Consider the following 13,987-nt stretch of genomic DNA (forward strand, 5'->3'; position numbering starts at 1 on the left):
ACGGACAAAGCTTAATTGGTTTTCTTAACGAAGGCACTGATAATCACGATACGCGTACCATTTATCCGCCCTTCAATATGCTCGGGGTTATTCGTCAGAGAGATATTGCGCACGGGGGTTCCACGCTTGCCAACAAAGCTAGTGCCCTTCACATCTAAGTCTTTAATGAGCACCACCGAATCTCCCGCAGCCAGCTGAACGCCATTGCTGTCTAAACATGGCTCGCGGTCATCGCTGGCCGTAACCTCGGTCGCGACAGCCCATTCTTTGACCTCGTCGTCAAGATAGACCATTTCCAGAAGATCCTGCGCCCACGCGTGCTCACTCAGGCGCGCTAAGAGACGATACGACAATACTTGTACGGGGGGAATCGGGCTCCACACGGTGTCATTTAGGCTGTGCCAGCGATTCACGTCTAGCTCACTGCCGTCAGCCAGTTGCTCTCGACATGCCTGACAGCTCATAACACAGCGCTCAGCGTCGTCATCGCCATAGGGCGCTACTGGAAACACCGCCAAATGCTCAGCAGAAGAACACAGCTCGCATTTAGAGTCACTGCGCTGCATAAGGGCTTGTTCGGTGTTCATAAGGGCTTGTCCGCGCTAAAAGCGAGGTATTTTACGGCGTATGGCGGTGAGAAACGACCTTAAATTTCAACGGGCCACAACTCAACACCACGGTAGGGGCGCTCTGACTGGCGCCGCAACACCGGCGCCCACCAATAAAGCCGCCTTTATTAGGCGGTTTTATTTTCCCAATCACTGGTACTGGCATCTGCGTCGGCGCTTGTGGACGGTGACTCATCAACTGATCGAAGTTGCGGTGCGTCGTGCTTTTTGACTTGGCTGGCGCCAATAAACTGACCGCCGGACTCTATCACCAACTCCCGCACTTTAATTTCGCCACTGACTTGGCCTGAAGCAACAATTTCCAAACGATCAGCATCAACCTTGCCGTCAAGAATGCCGCTGACCAATACCCGCTTAGCACTAACATCGCCGGTATAGCGACCACTGCTGCCAATCGTCACATCACCATCGGAGTTCAACTTACCCTCCATGGTCCCGTCGAGATGGAAGTTGTCGGTTAGCTTGACGTCGCCGACAAGGGTGGTGCCAGCTGCGACCACCGTCGTTCTGGGGCTACCGTCTGTTTTCTTAGCGTTTTTGCCAGTGAATCCCATTTTATTTTCCCCTCGCGCGTAAAAAGTACGTCGTAATTTTCCCAAGACCATTCCATAAACGGACCGGGTGCTAAACGCCGGTGCAAATGCCGTACCTCGTAATGCAGGTGAGGTGCACTGGACATGCCGGTATTGCCGCTGTAACCCAATAAATCGCCCTGCCTAACATAATCGCCAATGCTAACCGCAGTTTTGTTGAGATGACCGTACAGGGTGGTAAAACCAAAATTGTGATCCAATTTCACTAAGCGGCCAAAGCCACTGTCGTTCATGCCAGCCCACTCCACCACGCCGTCGGCGGTCGCGTAAACCGGCGTTCCGATACTTGCACGTAAATCCGCGCCGCCGTGCAAAGCCATGCGGCCAAGCACTGGATGATTACGCATACCGAATCGGCTGGTGACATACGCTTCGGCAAGTGGGTAGCCGCTGGGGATGGTGCTGAGCATAAAGCGTTTTTCGGAGGCGGTTTGACTTGCGGTGTCTAGGCGCTGGTAAAGTGCCGTTTCAGGTTCGGGGCTCAAACCAATCATGGTTTCGATGGTGCCTAATTCATCACTCATCACTGACAAGGCGGCGACTTTTTCTTCTACCGTGGCCTGCAATAACTTTTGTTGTCGCAGCAAGCTCTCATTTTTCTCTTTTACTAGCGCCTGGTATTCTTGCAGCTCGATCACTTCGCCATTCAAGCTATTAAGCTGGTACGAAAGGAAATAAATCGCCAGAAAGCCGCCCAAAAAGCAGGTAGCGATAAATATCGCAATACCCGCCATAAAGCGGCGCATCAATTGCGTTACGGTATAGTGTCTGGCACCGCTATAACTTGTTATTGTAATTCCGTAGTGCTCGCGCATTCAATTTCTCGTGGTTTCAGGATGCAAAAACACTGTTATAAGCCCTTTAATTTAAGCGCTAACAGTCCTGCCGAACGATTATGTTTGCGGGCACAATTCGTGCCCAAGTCAATACAGCTGAGCGGATTATGTTATTAGTTCGCAATGGATGCAAATTGTAAGCTAATTCAAGCTATTACATGGCCGAGTAAAACCCATTGCTAGGCGCGTAAAGGCAATGATTAATTGGCCCGCCACGGCTGAGGAGCCCCCCGTTTTGAGCGCACAATTACCGCTGGTCAGCAATCCCCTGTACAGCTACCCATTTGCTTCTGGCCACCGCTTTCCCATGCAGAAGTTTTCTTTATTATTTAATCACTTGCGTGAAATTGGCATTGCCACGCAAGCCAACACTTACCGACCAGGACGGGTTCGCGGCGAAGTCTTAGCGCTCGCCCACTGCCCCCAGTATATCCATGCCTTTTGTAACAACACCCTCAGCCCCAGCGCCAATCGGCGCATGGGCTTGCCGTGGAGCGAGAGCCTGCGCCAGCGCAGCTTAATTTCACCGAATGGCACCTTTCTCACCGCCCAATTGGCACTGAAATACGGCATGGCCTGCCATCTGGCTGGCGGCACCCATCACGCCCACTACGACTTTGCCTCTGGGTTTTGCATCTTTAATGACCTTGCGGTGACGGCGCGCACCCTCTTGGCGCAGAAAAAAGTCCAGCGCATCCTCATCTTTGACTGCGATGTTCACCAAGGCGATGGCACAGCCCGTATTTTGCAAAGCGATACCGCGGTGTTTACTTGCTCAGTGCACTGCGAGAAGAACTTTCCTGTTCGCAAAGCCCGTAGCGACCTCGATATCAATGTTGCCGCTGGCTGCGGCGATCAGGAATATTTAGATATTGTGAACGCGGGCCTGAGCCAGGCACTGCGTCTTGCCCGGCCCGATATCGTGCTTTACGACGCGGGCGTCGATATTTATGAACACGACCCCCTAGGCTTACTCAATATCAGCAATGCCGGAATCCGAGAGCGAGATCGATTGGTTTTAGAAAGCTGTGTGACCCAAGGCATTGCCGTTGCAACAGTGATTGGCGGCGGTTACGACCGGGACCAGCTGGCCTTAGCGCTGCGTCACGCGATTGTTGTCGAAGAAGCCGCCAAATTATTTAACGCTGCCTTAAACTAAAAAGCGGCCCGTAGGCCGCATAAGAACTCGTTACCGACGCGTCATCTGTTTGAAAAAATGCCCAGTATCGATTCTAGTAAACCTTGCAATACCGCCAATGGGTCAGCACTGGGGTTTAGCGTTAGCGCTGATTGCAAATCACCGACCACATCGCAAACGGCAGCGAGTGGTGTTGTTGCCAATGGGCAGGCCCCGCCACCCTGCAGCGCCGAGGCGACTGGTGCCAGCAACACATCCAATGGCGTACCAGTAAGGCCACTGCCGCCCTGCGCAGACAATGCGGCTTGAATAGGCGCCAATTGATCTAAAACAGCGTCAAGTGGCGTACCCGTTGTGCCCGAAGAACCGCCACCGGCTAGTGCGCCAGTAATTGCGCTCTGTAAGCCACCGAGCACAGTATCGCTCAGCGGCGCAAAGAGATCACCGGCACCCGCACCAAACAAAGACGTAAAGTCGCCAGCGGTTAAGCCGCTAAGGTCTCCGCCGAGCAGCCCCGTTAGACTTGCCACTGCCGCTTCAATTTGGCTACTAAGTACCGGCCCCTGTCCCGCCTGCTCTTCAATAAAGGCAATGGGCACGACCTTGGTTAAAACATTGTCGAGCAAGTTATTCACCGTGCTAGTAACCGCAGCGCCGGTGATGTCGGGGTCCATGGTTTCTAACGCTGCGACGGTAACGGCAAGATCGCTAAACGCCTGATTAAGCGTAACTAACAAACCACCTAAGATTGGTGCATCAGCCACTTGATCTTGCGCCATGACGGTCGCGAGCCCCTCGCTGAAAGCCGTGCTCAATTGCTGCATCAGTGCCGCCGCGCTTGGTGCATCACCGCCACTGCTACCACCGCCGCTGGCGGCGGCAAACACAGGCGCCAGCGCATCACCGAGGGGGGCTAATGGTGTGCCTGCCAAAGGATTGCTGCCACTTTCACCGGCGCTACCACCAGTACAGCTAGCGCCCGTTAAGGAGGCCAAAGCCGCTGGAAGGTCGGTAGCCAACTCGGTTACTGACGCCTGCAGCCCCGAAGCTGAATTAGCCAATAACGCAGCAGGGTCTAGCAGGGTTGCGGGGTCTACTTGCACAAGCACTGAATCTAAAATATCCAAAACGTCAGTAACAACAAAACCACCAACGCAATTGATTGCACCTTCCAGCGGTGTGCCTGCCGCCGCTCCGGCCAGCTGAGTAATGACCTGCTCAGACAAAGGCTGCTGAACCACATCAAGGGGGCCTTCAACCTCAGAATAACTTGAGGTAACCGGCTGCTCTTCCTCTGACGTTGTCTTGCCAGACTTACTACTACCGCCACCACCGCAAGCGGTCAGCGCCAAACTGGCGCCGAAGCTCACTGCAAGAAGGGTTTTTCCTGAAAAGCACTTCATACTAAATACTCCGTTAATCCGTTAATTAGCTTAAATAAAATGGTGGCCCCCATTTTAGAAAACACGTCCGATCACCCAGCTTTAACTCTGCAGTAGAGTATTTATTACAGCGTTCTGAGCGTGCTGTGTGCAGTATAACAAGATTTGCAGTTGAATTAAGTAAGGGAAAACCGAGGAGCAAGACCAAAACGGCGTGAACTCCATCACAAACTGCAATAAAACCCTCGCAGCCAATTTCACCGCAAATGCAGTGGCTCAAAACTAAAATCGCCCTTTGCTCGCCAGTCAGGAATAATAGGTGTTTTATCTGGGACAACAGCCTTATGCCGCAAGCCCCTAACTGGGACAGACCCACGCCATTCACCATGGACTTTAGCGTTGACAGCAGCCATATCGACGGCATTGGCCATGTTAATAACGCGGTTTATGTCGACTGGTGCCAGCAAGCAGGCTGGAGCCACTCTTTGGCACTGGGTCTTAATCTTGAGGATTACCGTCGGCTTGATGCCGCCATGGTGATTCGCCGCGCCGACTACGACTATATTTTATCGGCCTACGCTGGCCAGGAATGTGTGATGGGAACCTGGCTGACCGCCAGTGACGGCAAGCTTATTATGGAACGGCAGTTCCAATTGCAGCGCAAAATCGACGGTAAAACCCTGTTGCGAGCCACCTGGCAACTCGTTTCTATTCGGATGAGCAACGGCAAACCAAGACGGATGCCGCCAGAGTTTATTCAGGGCTATGGCCAAGCTGTCGTTACCGCACCGCAATAATTCTGGCACCACCTTAAGCCCGATGTCCGAGCAAAAATCAGCAAGGTCAATGCAGGCTCGGCCATTCGGTGTAGAATAAGACAAACTCCCACCCACATTCCCATAAAGAGAGTAGCCACTGGTGACAAGTCAATACGCTGAACACCCCGCCATGTTTCGTAACAAGCCCCTCGGGTTCATCCTTGCCGTCATCCTTATTCCGGCGGCTATCGGCATACTTATCCTGATGGTTTGGTATTTACGATGTAAGTCGACCAAATTGGAAATTAACGGCAATGAAGTGGTATTGGAACAAGGCCTGCTGAGCAAAGAGCGCACCGAGCTATCGGTCAGCGGTATTCGCACCGTTAAAATTAATCAGTCTTTTTTTAACCGCTTATTCAAAGTAGGCACCGTATCAATTTACACCGCCGGCGACAGCCCAGAAATTCAAGCGGCGGGAATGCCTCGTCCAGAGGTGTTTCGCGAGCTGGTCAAGGCCGCGCAGGCTTAAGGCCTGATAAGGATCTAACTGCATGAGTGAGCAAAACTCGGGCGACGACCGCCAAGTCCTTAAAATCGCGGTAGCGTCATTGGTCATTGCCGCCCTTCTCGGTGTCGCGCTGATGCTATTCCTACCCTTGCTAGGCAGTTTTGTCGACCAGCATTTCAGCGCAGGGATGGGCTTGAAAGACGCCGCCGTGGTGGCATTTTTTACCACTGTCGTCACCCTTGTTATTTTTGCCGTGGCCGCTGGCGACGGCTTATTGGGCGAGCTGCAGTTTATGCTCAGCGGCTTCTTTGGCTTTTTTTTGGTGCTATGGCTGCTTATCGCATGGATATTTTAATGCGCCAAGCCCCCCTGGGAGCACCGCATGTTTGACCTCGGCGACCTCACCCTAAGTTTTTGCTTTTTTGGTTTGCTCGCATATTTTTGGCGCGCCCAAGGCACCCGCGAACTCGCGTTGCGCGCCACCCGAAAGCACCTAGAGCAACAACAGCTGCAGTTATTAGACGGCCATGTCGCCCTGCGCGCGGTGTGGTGCAAACGTGACACCAATGGCCAAATCAAACTGTGGCGCCGTTATATTTTTGAATTTACCGCCACTGGCCATGAGCGCTACAAAGGCCAGGTGGTAACCCTCGGCAATCGCGTTGAGGGCTTTGAGCTAGAACCCCATCGCTTCCCCAACGACATTATTCACTAGGCGCTCACTACAGCGCCTTACAAAAGAAACTCCTTATGCGCCACGGCACCAGTTTTAATCCCGAACAAGACGTTAATTGGAAAACCCTAAAAGAGCTAATCCCCTATTTGCTGGCCTTTCGTCAACGTATCGGTGTTGCCCTGCTCTGCCTGGTGGCAGCCAAGGTTGCCAGTGTCGGCCTACCATTTATACTCAAACATATCGTCGATCAGCTCGACAGCCAAGATCAACCCGCCATTGTCGTCTTGCCCTTGGCGCTGCTAATCGCCTATGGCGCACTGCGTTTTGCCAATGTGTTGTTTGGCGAGGTGCGCGACACTATTTTTGGCCGGGTTACCGAGAGCGCTATGCGCAATATCGGCCTGACCGTGTTCAAACATTTGCACTCATTAGATTTAGATTTTCACCTTAATCGCCGCACTGGCGGCCTGTCCCGCGACATTGAGCGCGGCACCAACGGCATTAATTTTTTACTGCGTTTCATGGTTTTCAATATTGTGCCCACCTTTATTGAAATAGGCTTGGTGGTGGTATTGCTCGGCTGGCGCTACAGTATTTGGTTTGCGCTTATCGTGCTCATTGCCGTCATTTGCTATGTGGCCTTCTCCATCTACGCCACCGAACGCCGCACGGCCTATATTCGTCGCGCCAACGAAGCGGAGTCCCGCAGCAGCAGCCGCGCGGTAGACAGCCTACTCAATTTTGAAACCGTCAAATACTTTGGCAACGAACACTACGAAGCCCAACGCTACGACGAAGAACTGGCCAGCTGGCAATTAGCCCGTCGCCAAAATCGTTTGAGTCTGTTCGCCCTTAACGCGGGCCAGGCCTTTATTATCGCCGCCGCGATGACCGCTGCCATGATTCTGGCCGCCAGCCAGGTACAGGCCGAGAAAATGACCCTCGGTGACTTTGTACTGATCAACGCCTTTATGATGCAGATTTTTATGCCGCTTAATTTTCTCGGTTTTGTCTACCGCGAGATGAAAGGCTCCATGGCCAATATTGAAGCCATGTTTGCGCTACTCCGCCAGCGGCCCAGTATTAATGACGCCGCGCAAGCCCCAACGCTGGCGCTGAAGGACGGTTGCATTGAAGTACAAGACCTCAATTTTCAGTACCACAGCGACCGCCCCATTTTAAACAACATCAGCTTTACGGTTGCCGCAAAACAAAAGGTCGCTATTGTTGGCAGCAGCGGCGCGGGCAAATCCACCCTGCTTAAATTATTGTTTCGCTTTTACGACGCCAGCAGCGGCCGAATCCTCATTGACGGCCAAGACATCAAAACGGTCAGTCAGGCATCTCTGCGCGGCGCACTGGGTATCGTCCCCCAAGACACAGTACTGTTTAATATGTCGATACTTGAAAATATTCGCTACGGCCGCATCGACGCCAGCGACGAGGATATTTACGAGGCCATTCGCATGGCCCACCTCAGCGACTTCATCGCGCGCTTGCCCAAAGGCGTAGACACCTTGGTGGGTGAACGCGGTTTAAAACTGTCGGGCGGCGAAAAACAGCGCGTCGCCATTGCCCGCGCCCTGCTCAAGAAATCCCCTATCATGATTTTTGACGAGGCCACCTCGTCATTAGACAGCGCCTCGGAACGGCTTATTTTAGAGGCCATAAAAGATATTGCTCGGGAGCACACCATGCTGGTGATTGCCCACCGCCTGTCAACGGTAGTCGATGCCGACCATATTTTAGTGCTCGATCAAGGCGAAATTGTTGAGCAGGGCAATCACGCGTCGCTATTGGCCCAGCAAGGCCAATACGCCCACTTGTGGCTGATGCAGCAGCGCGAGCGCAGCATAGCCCCTACTGCAGAAGAATGATTGCCTGCGCTAACAGACTCTTATAGTCTGAAGACCACCAACACAAAATGAGAATAATATGCAGCAGCTCTCTGGTCAGGACGCCATGTTCATTCACACTGAAGCCACCGGTATACCACAGCATATCGGTGCCCTCAGCATTTACGATCAATCCACAAGCGCCGACGGTATTGTCCGCTTCAAACAAATATTGCAGTTAATCGAGAGCCGCGCCCACCTCTCCCCCATATTTAAGCGCCAGCTGCGCAGGGTTCCCCTTGGTCTTGACCAACCCTATTGGGAAGACATCGAAAACCTCGACATTGAAAGTCATATTCATCATATCGCCCTGCCCAAGCCCGGAGACTGGCGCCAACTCTGCATTCTGGCCTCACGCATTCACTCCCGCCCCATGGACTTGAGCAAACCACTGTGGGAGATGTATGTCATTGAAGGCCTCGACAGCGTTCGCGGCCTGCCTAAGAACTGCTTTGCGGTGATGATTAAAATTCACCACGCCGCCATGGACGGCGCCACTGGCGCTCAGTTTATTCCCATGATTCACGACCTTAGCCCAGATGTTGGCGATGCTGGCACAGCGCCCCAACGGGTCGTACAGCAATACAATAACTGGCATATGCTAAGTCGCGCCGTGGGCAATAATTTAAAAAAACCCAAGCAATTTTTTGACCTCGCTGGCAGTTTAATTCCCGCTTGGCAGCGCATTCGCCGGGGCAAAAAAGAGCAGGATTTTGTCAGCCTCGACGACAAACAAAAAACCTTATTTCAGGGCAAAATATCCCCCCACCGAGTTTGCGACGCCGTGCCCTTCGCCTTTGAAGAGCTGCGCGCCATAAAAAACACCGTACCTGGCGCCACCATTAACGACACCATGCTCTGCGTGGTTTCCGGCGCTCTGCGCAAATACCTAAGCGCCAAACAAGCCCTGCCCGAAAAGACCCTCGTGAGCGGCTGCCCTATTGATGTTCGCAGCGATGCAGAGCGCAGTGGCGGCGGCAATATGGTGGGCTTTATGACCGTGTCGCTGCGCTCCGACATTGCCGACCCCAAAGCGCGGCTGGCCGCAATTCACGACGCCTCCATGAGCAGCAAAGCCTATGCCGAAGCCCTCGGCCCCCGCGTTGCGGTCAATGTGACCGATGTCCTGCCCGGCGGCGTTTTATCGCTGGCCTTGCGCGCAGCTGCGTCCACCGGCCTGACCGAATCTGCGGTGATCTTCAATACCGTGGTCACCAATGTACCTGGACCCAATCAGCAATTGTATTTTTGCGGTGCCAAATTGGTCGACGGCATGAATTTCGGCCCCTTATTACCCAATGTTGGGCTGTTTCACATTGTTTACAGCTCAGTGCTGAATAAAGTGGGCAGTATTTCTATTTCCTTTACCGCTTGCCGTAAAATGCTGCCAGACCCCGAATTTTATTCCGAGTGCCTGCAGGCGTCGTTTGACGAGCTAAAGGCGGCCACCCTCGGCAGCACTAAAACAGCAAGCCCAGCATTAGACTCAGTACACCAATAGCTAGGGAGTAGCTCGCAGGCATGAATGACAGTCACGATCTCCGCCTAATTATCGAATCACGAATCCCCGTGATTATCATTGAAACTTGGGAGGAGCGCCGCGCGCTGTCGCTGCTGACTAAGCTCGGTATTCAGCAGGGCCTGCCGGTGTTCTCGTGGTCGGTGACCGACGGCCTGCGCCGCGCCGATTTTGATCAGGCGCCCAACCAGCCTCTTACCGCCGAACCCGAGGCCGTGCTAAAACATATTCGCAGTACCGGCAGTGCCGGGCTATACGCCCTTTGTGATTTTCATCCCTACCTCAACGACGAGCCTCGCAATATTCGTTTAATCAAAGAAATTGCCATGCAAGCCGAAGACAGCGGCAAGAGTTTGGTGTTTATCAGCCATGCCTTCAATATTCCCAGCGAGTTCAAACGTCACAGCGCCCGCTTTAACCTGTCTATGCCCGAAGACCACAAACTTCGCGCCGCCATTTACAAAGAAGCACAAAACTTCAGTAACACCACCGGCCGCAAAGTTAAAACCGACCGCGACGCGCTAGACAAGCTGATCAACAATTTGCGCGGGCTACCCTTAGAAGACGCCCGCAAGCTCGCTCGCGGTGCCATTATTCAAGACGGCGCCATTACCCATTCCGACCTCAGCAGCGTCAATAAGGCCAAATTCGAGCTACTCGACATGGACGGTGTGCTCAGCTTTGAATACGACACCGAAAACTTTGCCAATGTCGGCGGCTTAAGCAAGCTCAAGGACTGGCTGGGCAAACGCGAACAGGCATTTCAGCAAGGCGGCGCCGACTCGCCCAAGGGCATTATGATGGTGGGCGTGCAAGGCGGCGGCAAAAGCCTAGCCGCCAAGGCGGTGGCCGGCCTATGGGGCATGCCGCTATTACGCATGGACATGGGCGCGCTCTACAATAAATTTTTTGGCGAGTCTGAACGCAATGTTCGCGAGGCCTTAAAACTGGCCGAAACCATGGCGCCCTGCGTATTGTGGATAGACGAAATTGAAAAAGGCATTGGCAGCGATGACCACGACGGCGGCACCTCCAAGCGGATTTTAGCCACCCTCCTCACTTGGATGGCAGAACGCCAGCACGCCGTATTTATTGTTGCCACCGCCAATAATATTCAGCGCCTGCCACCTGAATTAATACGCAAAGGCCGTCTCGACGAGGTGTTCTTTGTCGACCTACCCTCGGAGCAAGTGCGCCAACAGATCTTTGCCATTCACCTTGAGAAGCGCAACTACCCCTTGGCCAATTTCCGCTGCGCCGAACTCAGCGCTGCCAGCGCTGGCTTTACCGGCGCCGAAATAGAGCAGGCAATTGTCGCCGCTCGTTACTCCGCCAAGGCTCGCAATGAAGAGCTGTGCACCGCCCATATCATTGCCGAAATCGACGCCACCGTGCCGCTGTCGGTGACCATGAGCGAGCAGCTCGATGCCCTCCGTGCCTGGTGCCAAACCCGCGCCGTCGCGGCCGACTAAGAAATATCGCCTCATCGACCTCGGCAAAGTGACATAATAGCGAACAAGCCGCTGGGGTTACCCCGCTGCGTTTGTTCTGCCATCTCACCTCAACTTGGACCAGCCATGCCCCTGCTCGCCCTAGAACACATGCTCTGCCCCTTAGAGCAATACCCATTACACCGCGACGGTAAAACTTGGCGCTGCAGCAACAACCACTGCTTCGATATTGCCAAGCAGGGCTATGTTAATTTACTGCCGGTACAGAACAAAAAGTCCCTAGACCCCGGCGACAGCCAAATAATGATTCAGGCCCGCCGCCAGTTTCTGGATAGCGGCGCCTACGCCCCCCTCGCCCAAGCGCTCGCGACGACGGTTGCCGATTTATGCAAAGACCATAATGACCTTGCCATTCTCGATGCCGGCTGCGGCGAGGGCTATTACCTCAACACGGTTTGCAACAGCTTGCTCGCCGCCCAAGCCGAACTTGCGCTCACCGCCACCGGCTTAGACATTTCCAAATGGGCGGTGCGCGCTACCCGCATTCGCAATGCGGGTATCAATGGACTGGTGGCGAGCAACCGGCAAATTCCACTGCCCGACAACAGCCAAGATATCCTACTCTGCACCTTTGGCTTTCCAGTGTTTAGCGAGTTTCAGCGAGTCGTTAAGCCTGGCGGTCATATTATTATGGTCGACCCCGGCCCCGAGCATTTGATCGAACTGCGCCAGCAAATTTACGACGAGATCCGACGCTCGCCCCCGGCAAGCTTGGCCGCAGGCATTAACTCAGAGTGGCAGCAGAGCAGCGAAACCGCGCTTAGCTTTAGTACCCCAATACTCAGTGCAGCCTTATTTGAGCAACTGCTAATCATGACCCCCCACCTCTACCGCGCCAGCAAAGCCGGTCGGGAGCGCGCTGCCAAACTTGAGCAGCTCGCGCTCACCGTCGACGTCTGCATACGCGTCCTCAGCCACCAACCTTGAGCGCCGGGCCACGTTGAACGTGGCCCGGTTATTGCTGTCACTTAAGGACTAAGTTAGTGACAGCCAGTCCCGCGTTGCGGCGCAACAGCACCGTCACTTTCTATCTGTATTCTGGCTATCAGCGCCTGCGCACCGCGCAATAACAAGGCGTGCTTGCACACAATAATGGATGGATTCGCAATGCAGCAACTCAATGGCCTCGATGCCCTCTTCGCCCATAATGAACGCCAGCATGCCCCCATGCATATTGCCGCGCTCATGGTATACACCCCGCAAACCACCAAGCACAAAAAATTTCGCCTACAGGAAGTCCGCAATAGCATTGAACAACGCCTATCGGTATCGCCGGTATTTCGACGCCGCCTGTTAACCGTCCCCTACAATCTTGATCAACCCTACTGGCTTGAAGATGAAACCTTCAATATCGACAAGCATATTCACAGCCACGAGCTAACAGCCAAAAGTAGTGAAGCGGATTTCCACACCCTTATTGCCACGCTTCACGCCCAGCCAATGGATATGAGCCGCCCGCTATGGGAAGCCCATGTTATTCACGGCCTCGGCCGACTGTCGAATTACAGCAAAGGCAGCTTTGGCATTTACATGAAGGTACATCACGCCGCCTTGGATGGCGTCTCCGGCACCGATATCCTCGCTGCGCTGCACGGTATAGAACCGCTTGCGTTTAAACCCGGCGCACTCCCCGACACCTGGGCCGGTGAAACCCCACCATCCCAGTGGGCGGTAAGCCGCAACGCTTATAAGAATAACCTGCAAAAGCCGCTGCAACTGTTCCGCCAGGCTCGCCAACTCTTACCCAAGCTCCGTCAAGAAATACAAGAACACGGCAGCGACCACACACCGGGGGTCAGTTGGCAGAAATCGCCATTTAATACCCGCATCGACGCCCAGCGTCAGGTGTTTGTGGTGCGCTTTGACTTTTCACGCCTGCGCGCCATCCGCCGCGCCTACCCACGCACCACGGTGAACCATGTCATTCTCTGCATCGTCGGCGGCGCACTGCGCAGCTACCTCATTCAACGCAATGCACTGCCAAATAATCCGCTGGCATCCCTTGTTCCAGTGAACGTGCGCAGCAAAGATCTCGACAACTGCGGCAATGCCATCAGCATGCTGATTAGCAATCTGCGCACCGACATCGAAGACCCGCTGCAACGTTTAGTGGCGGTGCGCGACGCCGCCACGTCGGCCAAAAAGCGCAACGACAATATTGGTCGCAGCAGCTTGAGCAATATTTTTCGAGCGCTGCCCAGCAGCGTAGAAGCGGCGGCGCTGCGCACCTTATCGGCCCTTGCCTACTGGCCAGGCGGTCTTCCCTTGCCGGCCTGCACCTTTGTCAGCAATGTGCCTGGGCCACCTATACCGCTGTACTTTAACGACGCCAAACTTGTCGACATGCTTGGCCTTGGCCTAATCATGGATCATGTCGGCTTATTTCATGTTGCCATGAGTTATAACGGCGTACTTAGCCTATCGGTCCTTAGCAGCCCCAAAACCCTACAAGACCCAGCGCTTTATCAACGCTGCTTGAAGGCGTCCTTTTCTGCACTGGATCAAGCCATGCAACGACAGGCCAATAAGACATAATCCC

The 13,987-nt window shown here is 53.9% G+C and carries 14 protein-coding genes; 10 read left to right on the forward strand and 4 right to left on the reverse strand.

The window, feature by feature from the left end; translation table 11 throughout:
- Positions 1-11: 11 nt before the first annotated feature.
- The 3 genes from AZF00_RS15880 to AZF00_RS15890 all read right to left on the reverse strand — a co-directional run bounded on the left by AZF00_RS15880 (position 12) and on the right by AZF00_RS15890 (position 2,037).
- On the reverse strand, positions 12-587 hold the full coding sequence (locus AZF00_RS15880) for a PhnA domain-containing protein (RefSeq protein WP_008252052.1): 576 nt from the start codon (positions 585-587) through the stop codon (positions 12-14).
- 149 nt (positions 588-736) lie between these two features.
- A complete protein-coding gene (locus tag AZF00_RS19205; RefSeq protein WP_197465672.1) occupies positions 737-1,129 on the reverse strand; it encodes a bactofilin family protein in 393 nt (130 codons plus the stop codon).
- Positions 1,087-2,037, reverse strand: a complete 951-nt coding sequence (locus AZF00_RS15890) for a peptidoglycan DD-metalloendopeptidase family protein (protein ID WP_008252056.1) — start codon at positions 2,035-2,037, stop codon at positions 1,087-1,089. Before AZF00_RS15890 ends, AZF00_RS19205 begins: the two co-directional genes overlap by 43 nt.
- 217 nt (positions 2,038-2,254) lie before the next feature.
- Here AZF00_RS15890 and AZF00_RS15895 point away from each other — a divergent pair, with 217 nt between their 5' ends.
- On the forward strand, positions 2,255-3,217 hold the full coding sequence (locus AZF00_RS15895; protein WP_008252059.1) for a histone deacetylase family protein: 963 nt from the start codon (positions 2,255-2,257) through the stop codon (positions 3,215-3,217).
- A gap of 41 nt (positions 3,218-3,258) precedes the next feature.
- Here the strand turns inward: AZF00_RS15895 and AZF00_RS15900 are convergent, their stop codons facing one another.
- Positions 3,259-4,599 carry a hypothetical protein gene (locus AZF00_RS15900; protein WP_008252061.1) on the reverse strand — a complete coding sequence of 447 codons (1,341 nt, stop codon included), beginning with the start codon at positions 4,597-4,599 and terminating at the stop codon, positions 3,259-3,261.
- 323 nt (positions 4,600-4,922) lie between these two features.
- Here AZF00_RS15900 and AZF00_RS15905 point away from each other — a divergent pair, with 323 nt between their 5' ends.
- From AZF00_RS15905 to AZF00_RS15945, 9 genes are all read left to right on the forward strand, one after another.
- Entirely contained in the window at positions 4,923-5,375 is a 453-nt protein-coding gene (locus AZF00_RS15905; protein WP_040803985.1) for an acyl-CoA thioesterase, read from the forward strand.
- A 121-nt stretch (positions 5,376-5,496) separates the two neighbouring features.
- Positions 5,497-5,868 (forward strand): PH domain-containing protein, encoded by a 372-nt coding sequence (locus AZF00_RS15910; protein WP_040803987.1) that lies wholly within the window; start codon positions 5,497-5,499, stop codon positions 5,866-5,868.
- Positions 5,869-5,890: 22 nt separating this feature from the next.
- The gene (locus tag AZF00_RS15915) at positions 5,891-6,202 is read left to right on the forward strand and encodes a hypothetical protein (RefSeq protein ID WP_008252067.1); all 312 of its coding nucleotides are present in this window, start codon (positions 5,891-5,893) and stop codon (positions 6,200-6,202) included.
- 27 nt (positions 6,203-6,229) lie between these two features.
- A complete protein-coding gene (locus AZF00_RS15920) occupies positions 6,230-6,562 on the forward strand; it encodes a DUF3301 domain-containing protein (protein WP_008252069.1) in 333 nt (110 codons plus the stop codon).
- A 35-nt stretch (positions 6,563-6,597) separates the two neighbouring features.
- Positions 6,598-8,400 carry an ABCB family ABC transporter ATP-binding protein/permease gene (locus AZF00_RS15925; RefSeq protein WP_008252071.1) on the forward strand — a complete coding sequence of 601 codons (1,803 nt, stop codon included), beginning with the start codon at positions 6,598-6,600 and terminating at the stop codon, positions 8,398-8,400.
- A 58-nt stretch (positions 8,401-8,458) separates the two neighbouring features.
- A complete protein-coding gene (locus tag AZF00_RS15930; RefSeq protein WP_008252074.1) occupies positions 8,459-9,919 on the forward strand; it encodes a WS/DGAT/MGAT family O-acyltransferase in 1,461 nt (486 codons plus the stop codon).
- A gap of 20 nt (positions 9,920-9,939) precedes the next feature.
- Positions 9,940-11,409, forward strand: coding sequence for an AAA family ATPase (locus tag AZF00_RS15935; RefSeq protein ID WP_008252088.1), 1,470 nt, complete (start codon positions 9,940-9,942; stop codon positions 11,407-11,409).
- 105 nt (positions 11,410-11,514) lie between these two features.
- Entirely contained in the window at positions 11,515-12,375 is an 861-nt protein-coding gene (locus AZF00_RS15940) for a putative RNA methyltransferase (protein ID WP_008252089.1), read from the forward strand.
- A gap of 180 nt (positions 12,376-12,555) precedes the next feature.
- Complete coding sequence (locus AZF00_RS15945; RefSeq protein ID WP_008252091.1) at positions 12,556-13,983, forward strand: wax ester/triacylglycerol synthase family O-acyltransferase; 1,428 nt, start codon at positions 12,556-12,558, stop codon at positions 13,981-13,983.
- The last annotated feature ends 4 nt before the right edge of the window (positions 13,984-13,987 follow it).

It is taken from the genome of Zhongshania aliphaticivorans, from assembly GCF_001586255.1.
GTDB lineage: Bacteria > Pseudomonadota > Gammaproteobacteria > Pseudomonadales > Spongiibacteraceae > Spongiibacter > Spongiibacter aliphaticivorans.

Coding starts and splice junctions, on each gene's coding strand:
- AZF00_RS15920 (WP_008252069.1), top strand. CDS start 6,230: ATGTTTGACCTCGGCGACCTCACCCTAAGTTTTTGCTTTTTTGGTTTG.
- AZF00_RS15890 (WP_008252056.1), bottom strand. CDS start 2,037: ATGCGCGAGCACTACGGAATTACAATAACAAGTTATAGCGGTGCCAGA.
- AZF00_RS15945 (WP_008252091.1), top strand. CDS start 12,556: ATGCAGCAACTCAATGGCCTCGATGCCCTCTTCGCCCATAATGAACGC.
- AZF00_RS15905 (WP_040803985.1), top strand. CDS start 4,923: ATGCCGCAAGCCCCTAACTGGGACAGACCCACGCCATTCACCATGGAC.
- AZF00_RS15895 (WP_008252059.1), top strand. CDS start 2,255: ATGATTAATTGGCCCGCCACGGCTGAGGAGCCCCCCGTTTTGAGCGCA.
- AZF00_RS15940 (WP_008252089.1), top strand. CDS start 11,515: ATGCCCCTGCTCGCCCTAGAACACATGCTCTGCCCCTTAGAGCAATAC.
- AZF00_RS15930 (WP_008252074.1), top strand. CDS start 8,459: ATGCAGCAGCTCTCTGGTCAGGACGCCATGTTCATTCACACTGAAGCC.
- AZF00_RS15915 (WP_008252067.1), top strand. CDS start 5,891: ATGAGTGAGCAAAACTCGGGCGACGACCGCCAAGTCCTTAAAATCGCG.
- AZF00_RS15925 (WP_008252071.1), top strand. CDS start 6,598: ATGCGCCACGGCACCAGTTTTAATCCCGAACAAGACGTTAATTGGAAA.
- AZF00_RS15880 (WP_008252052.1), bottom strand. CDS start 587: ATGAACACCGAACAAGCCCTTATGCAGCGCAGTGACTCTAAATGCGAG.
- AZF00_RS15935 (WP_008252088.1), top strand. CDS start 9,940: ATGAATGACAGTCACGATCTCCGCCTAATTATCGAATCACGAATCCCC.
- AZF00_RS15900 (WP_008252061.1), bottom strand. CDS start 4,599: ATGAAGTGCTTTTCAGGAAAAACCCTTCTTGCAGTGAGCTTCGGCGCC.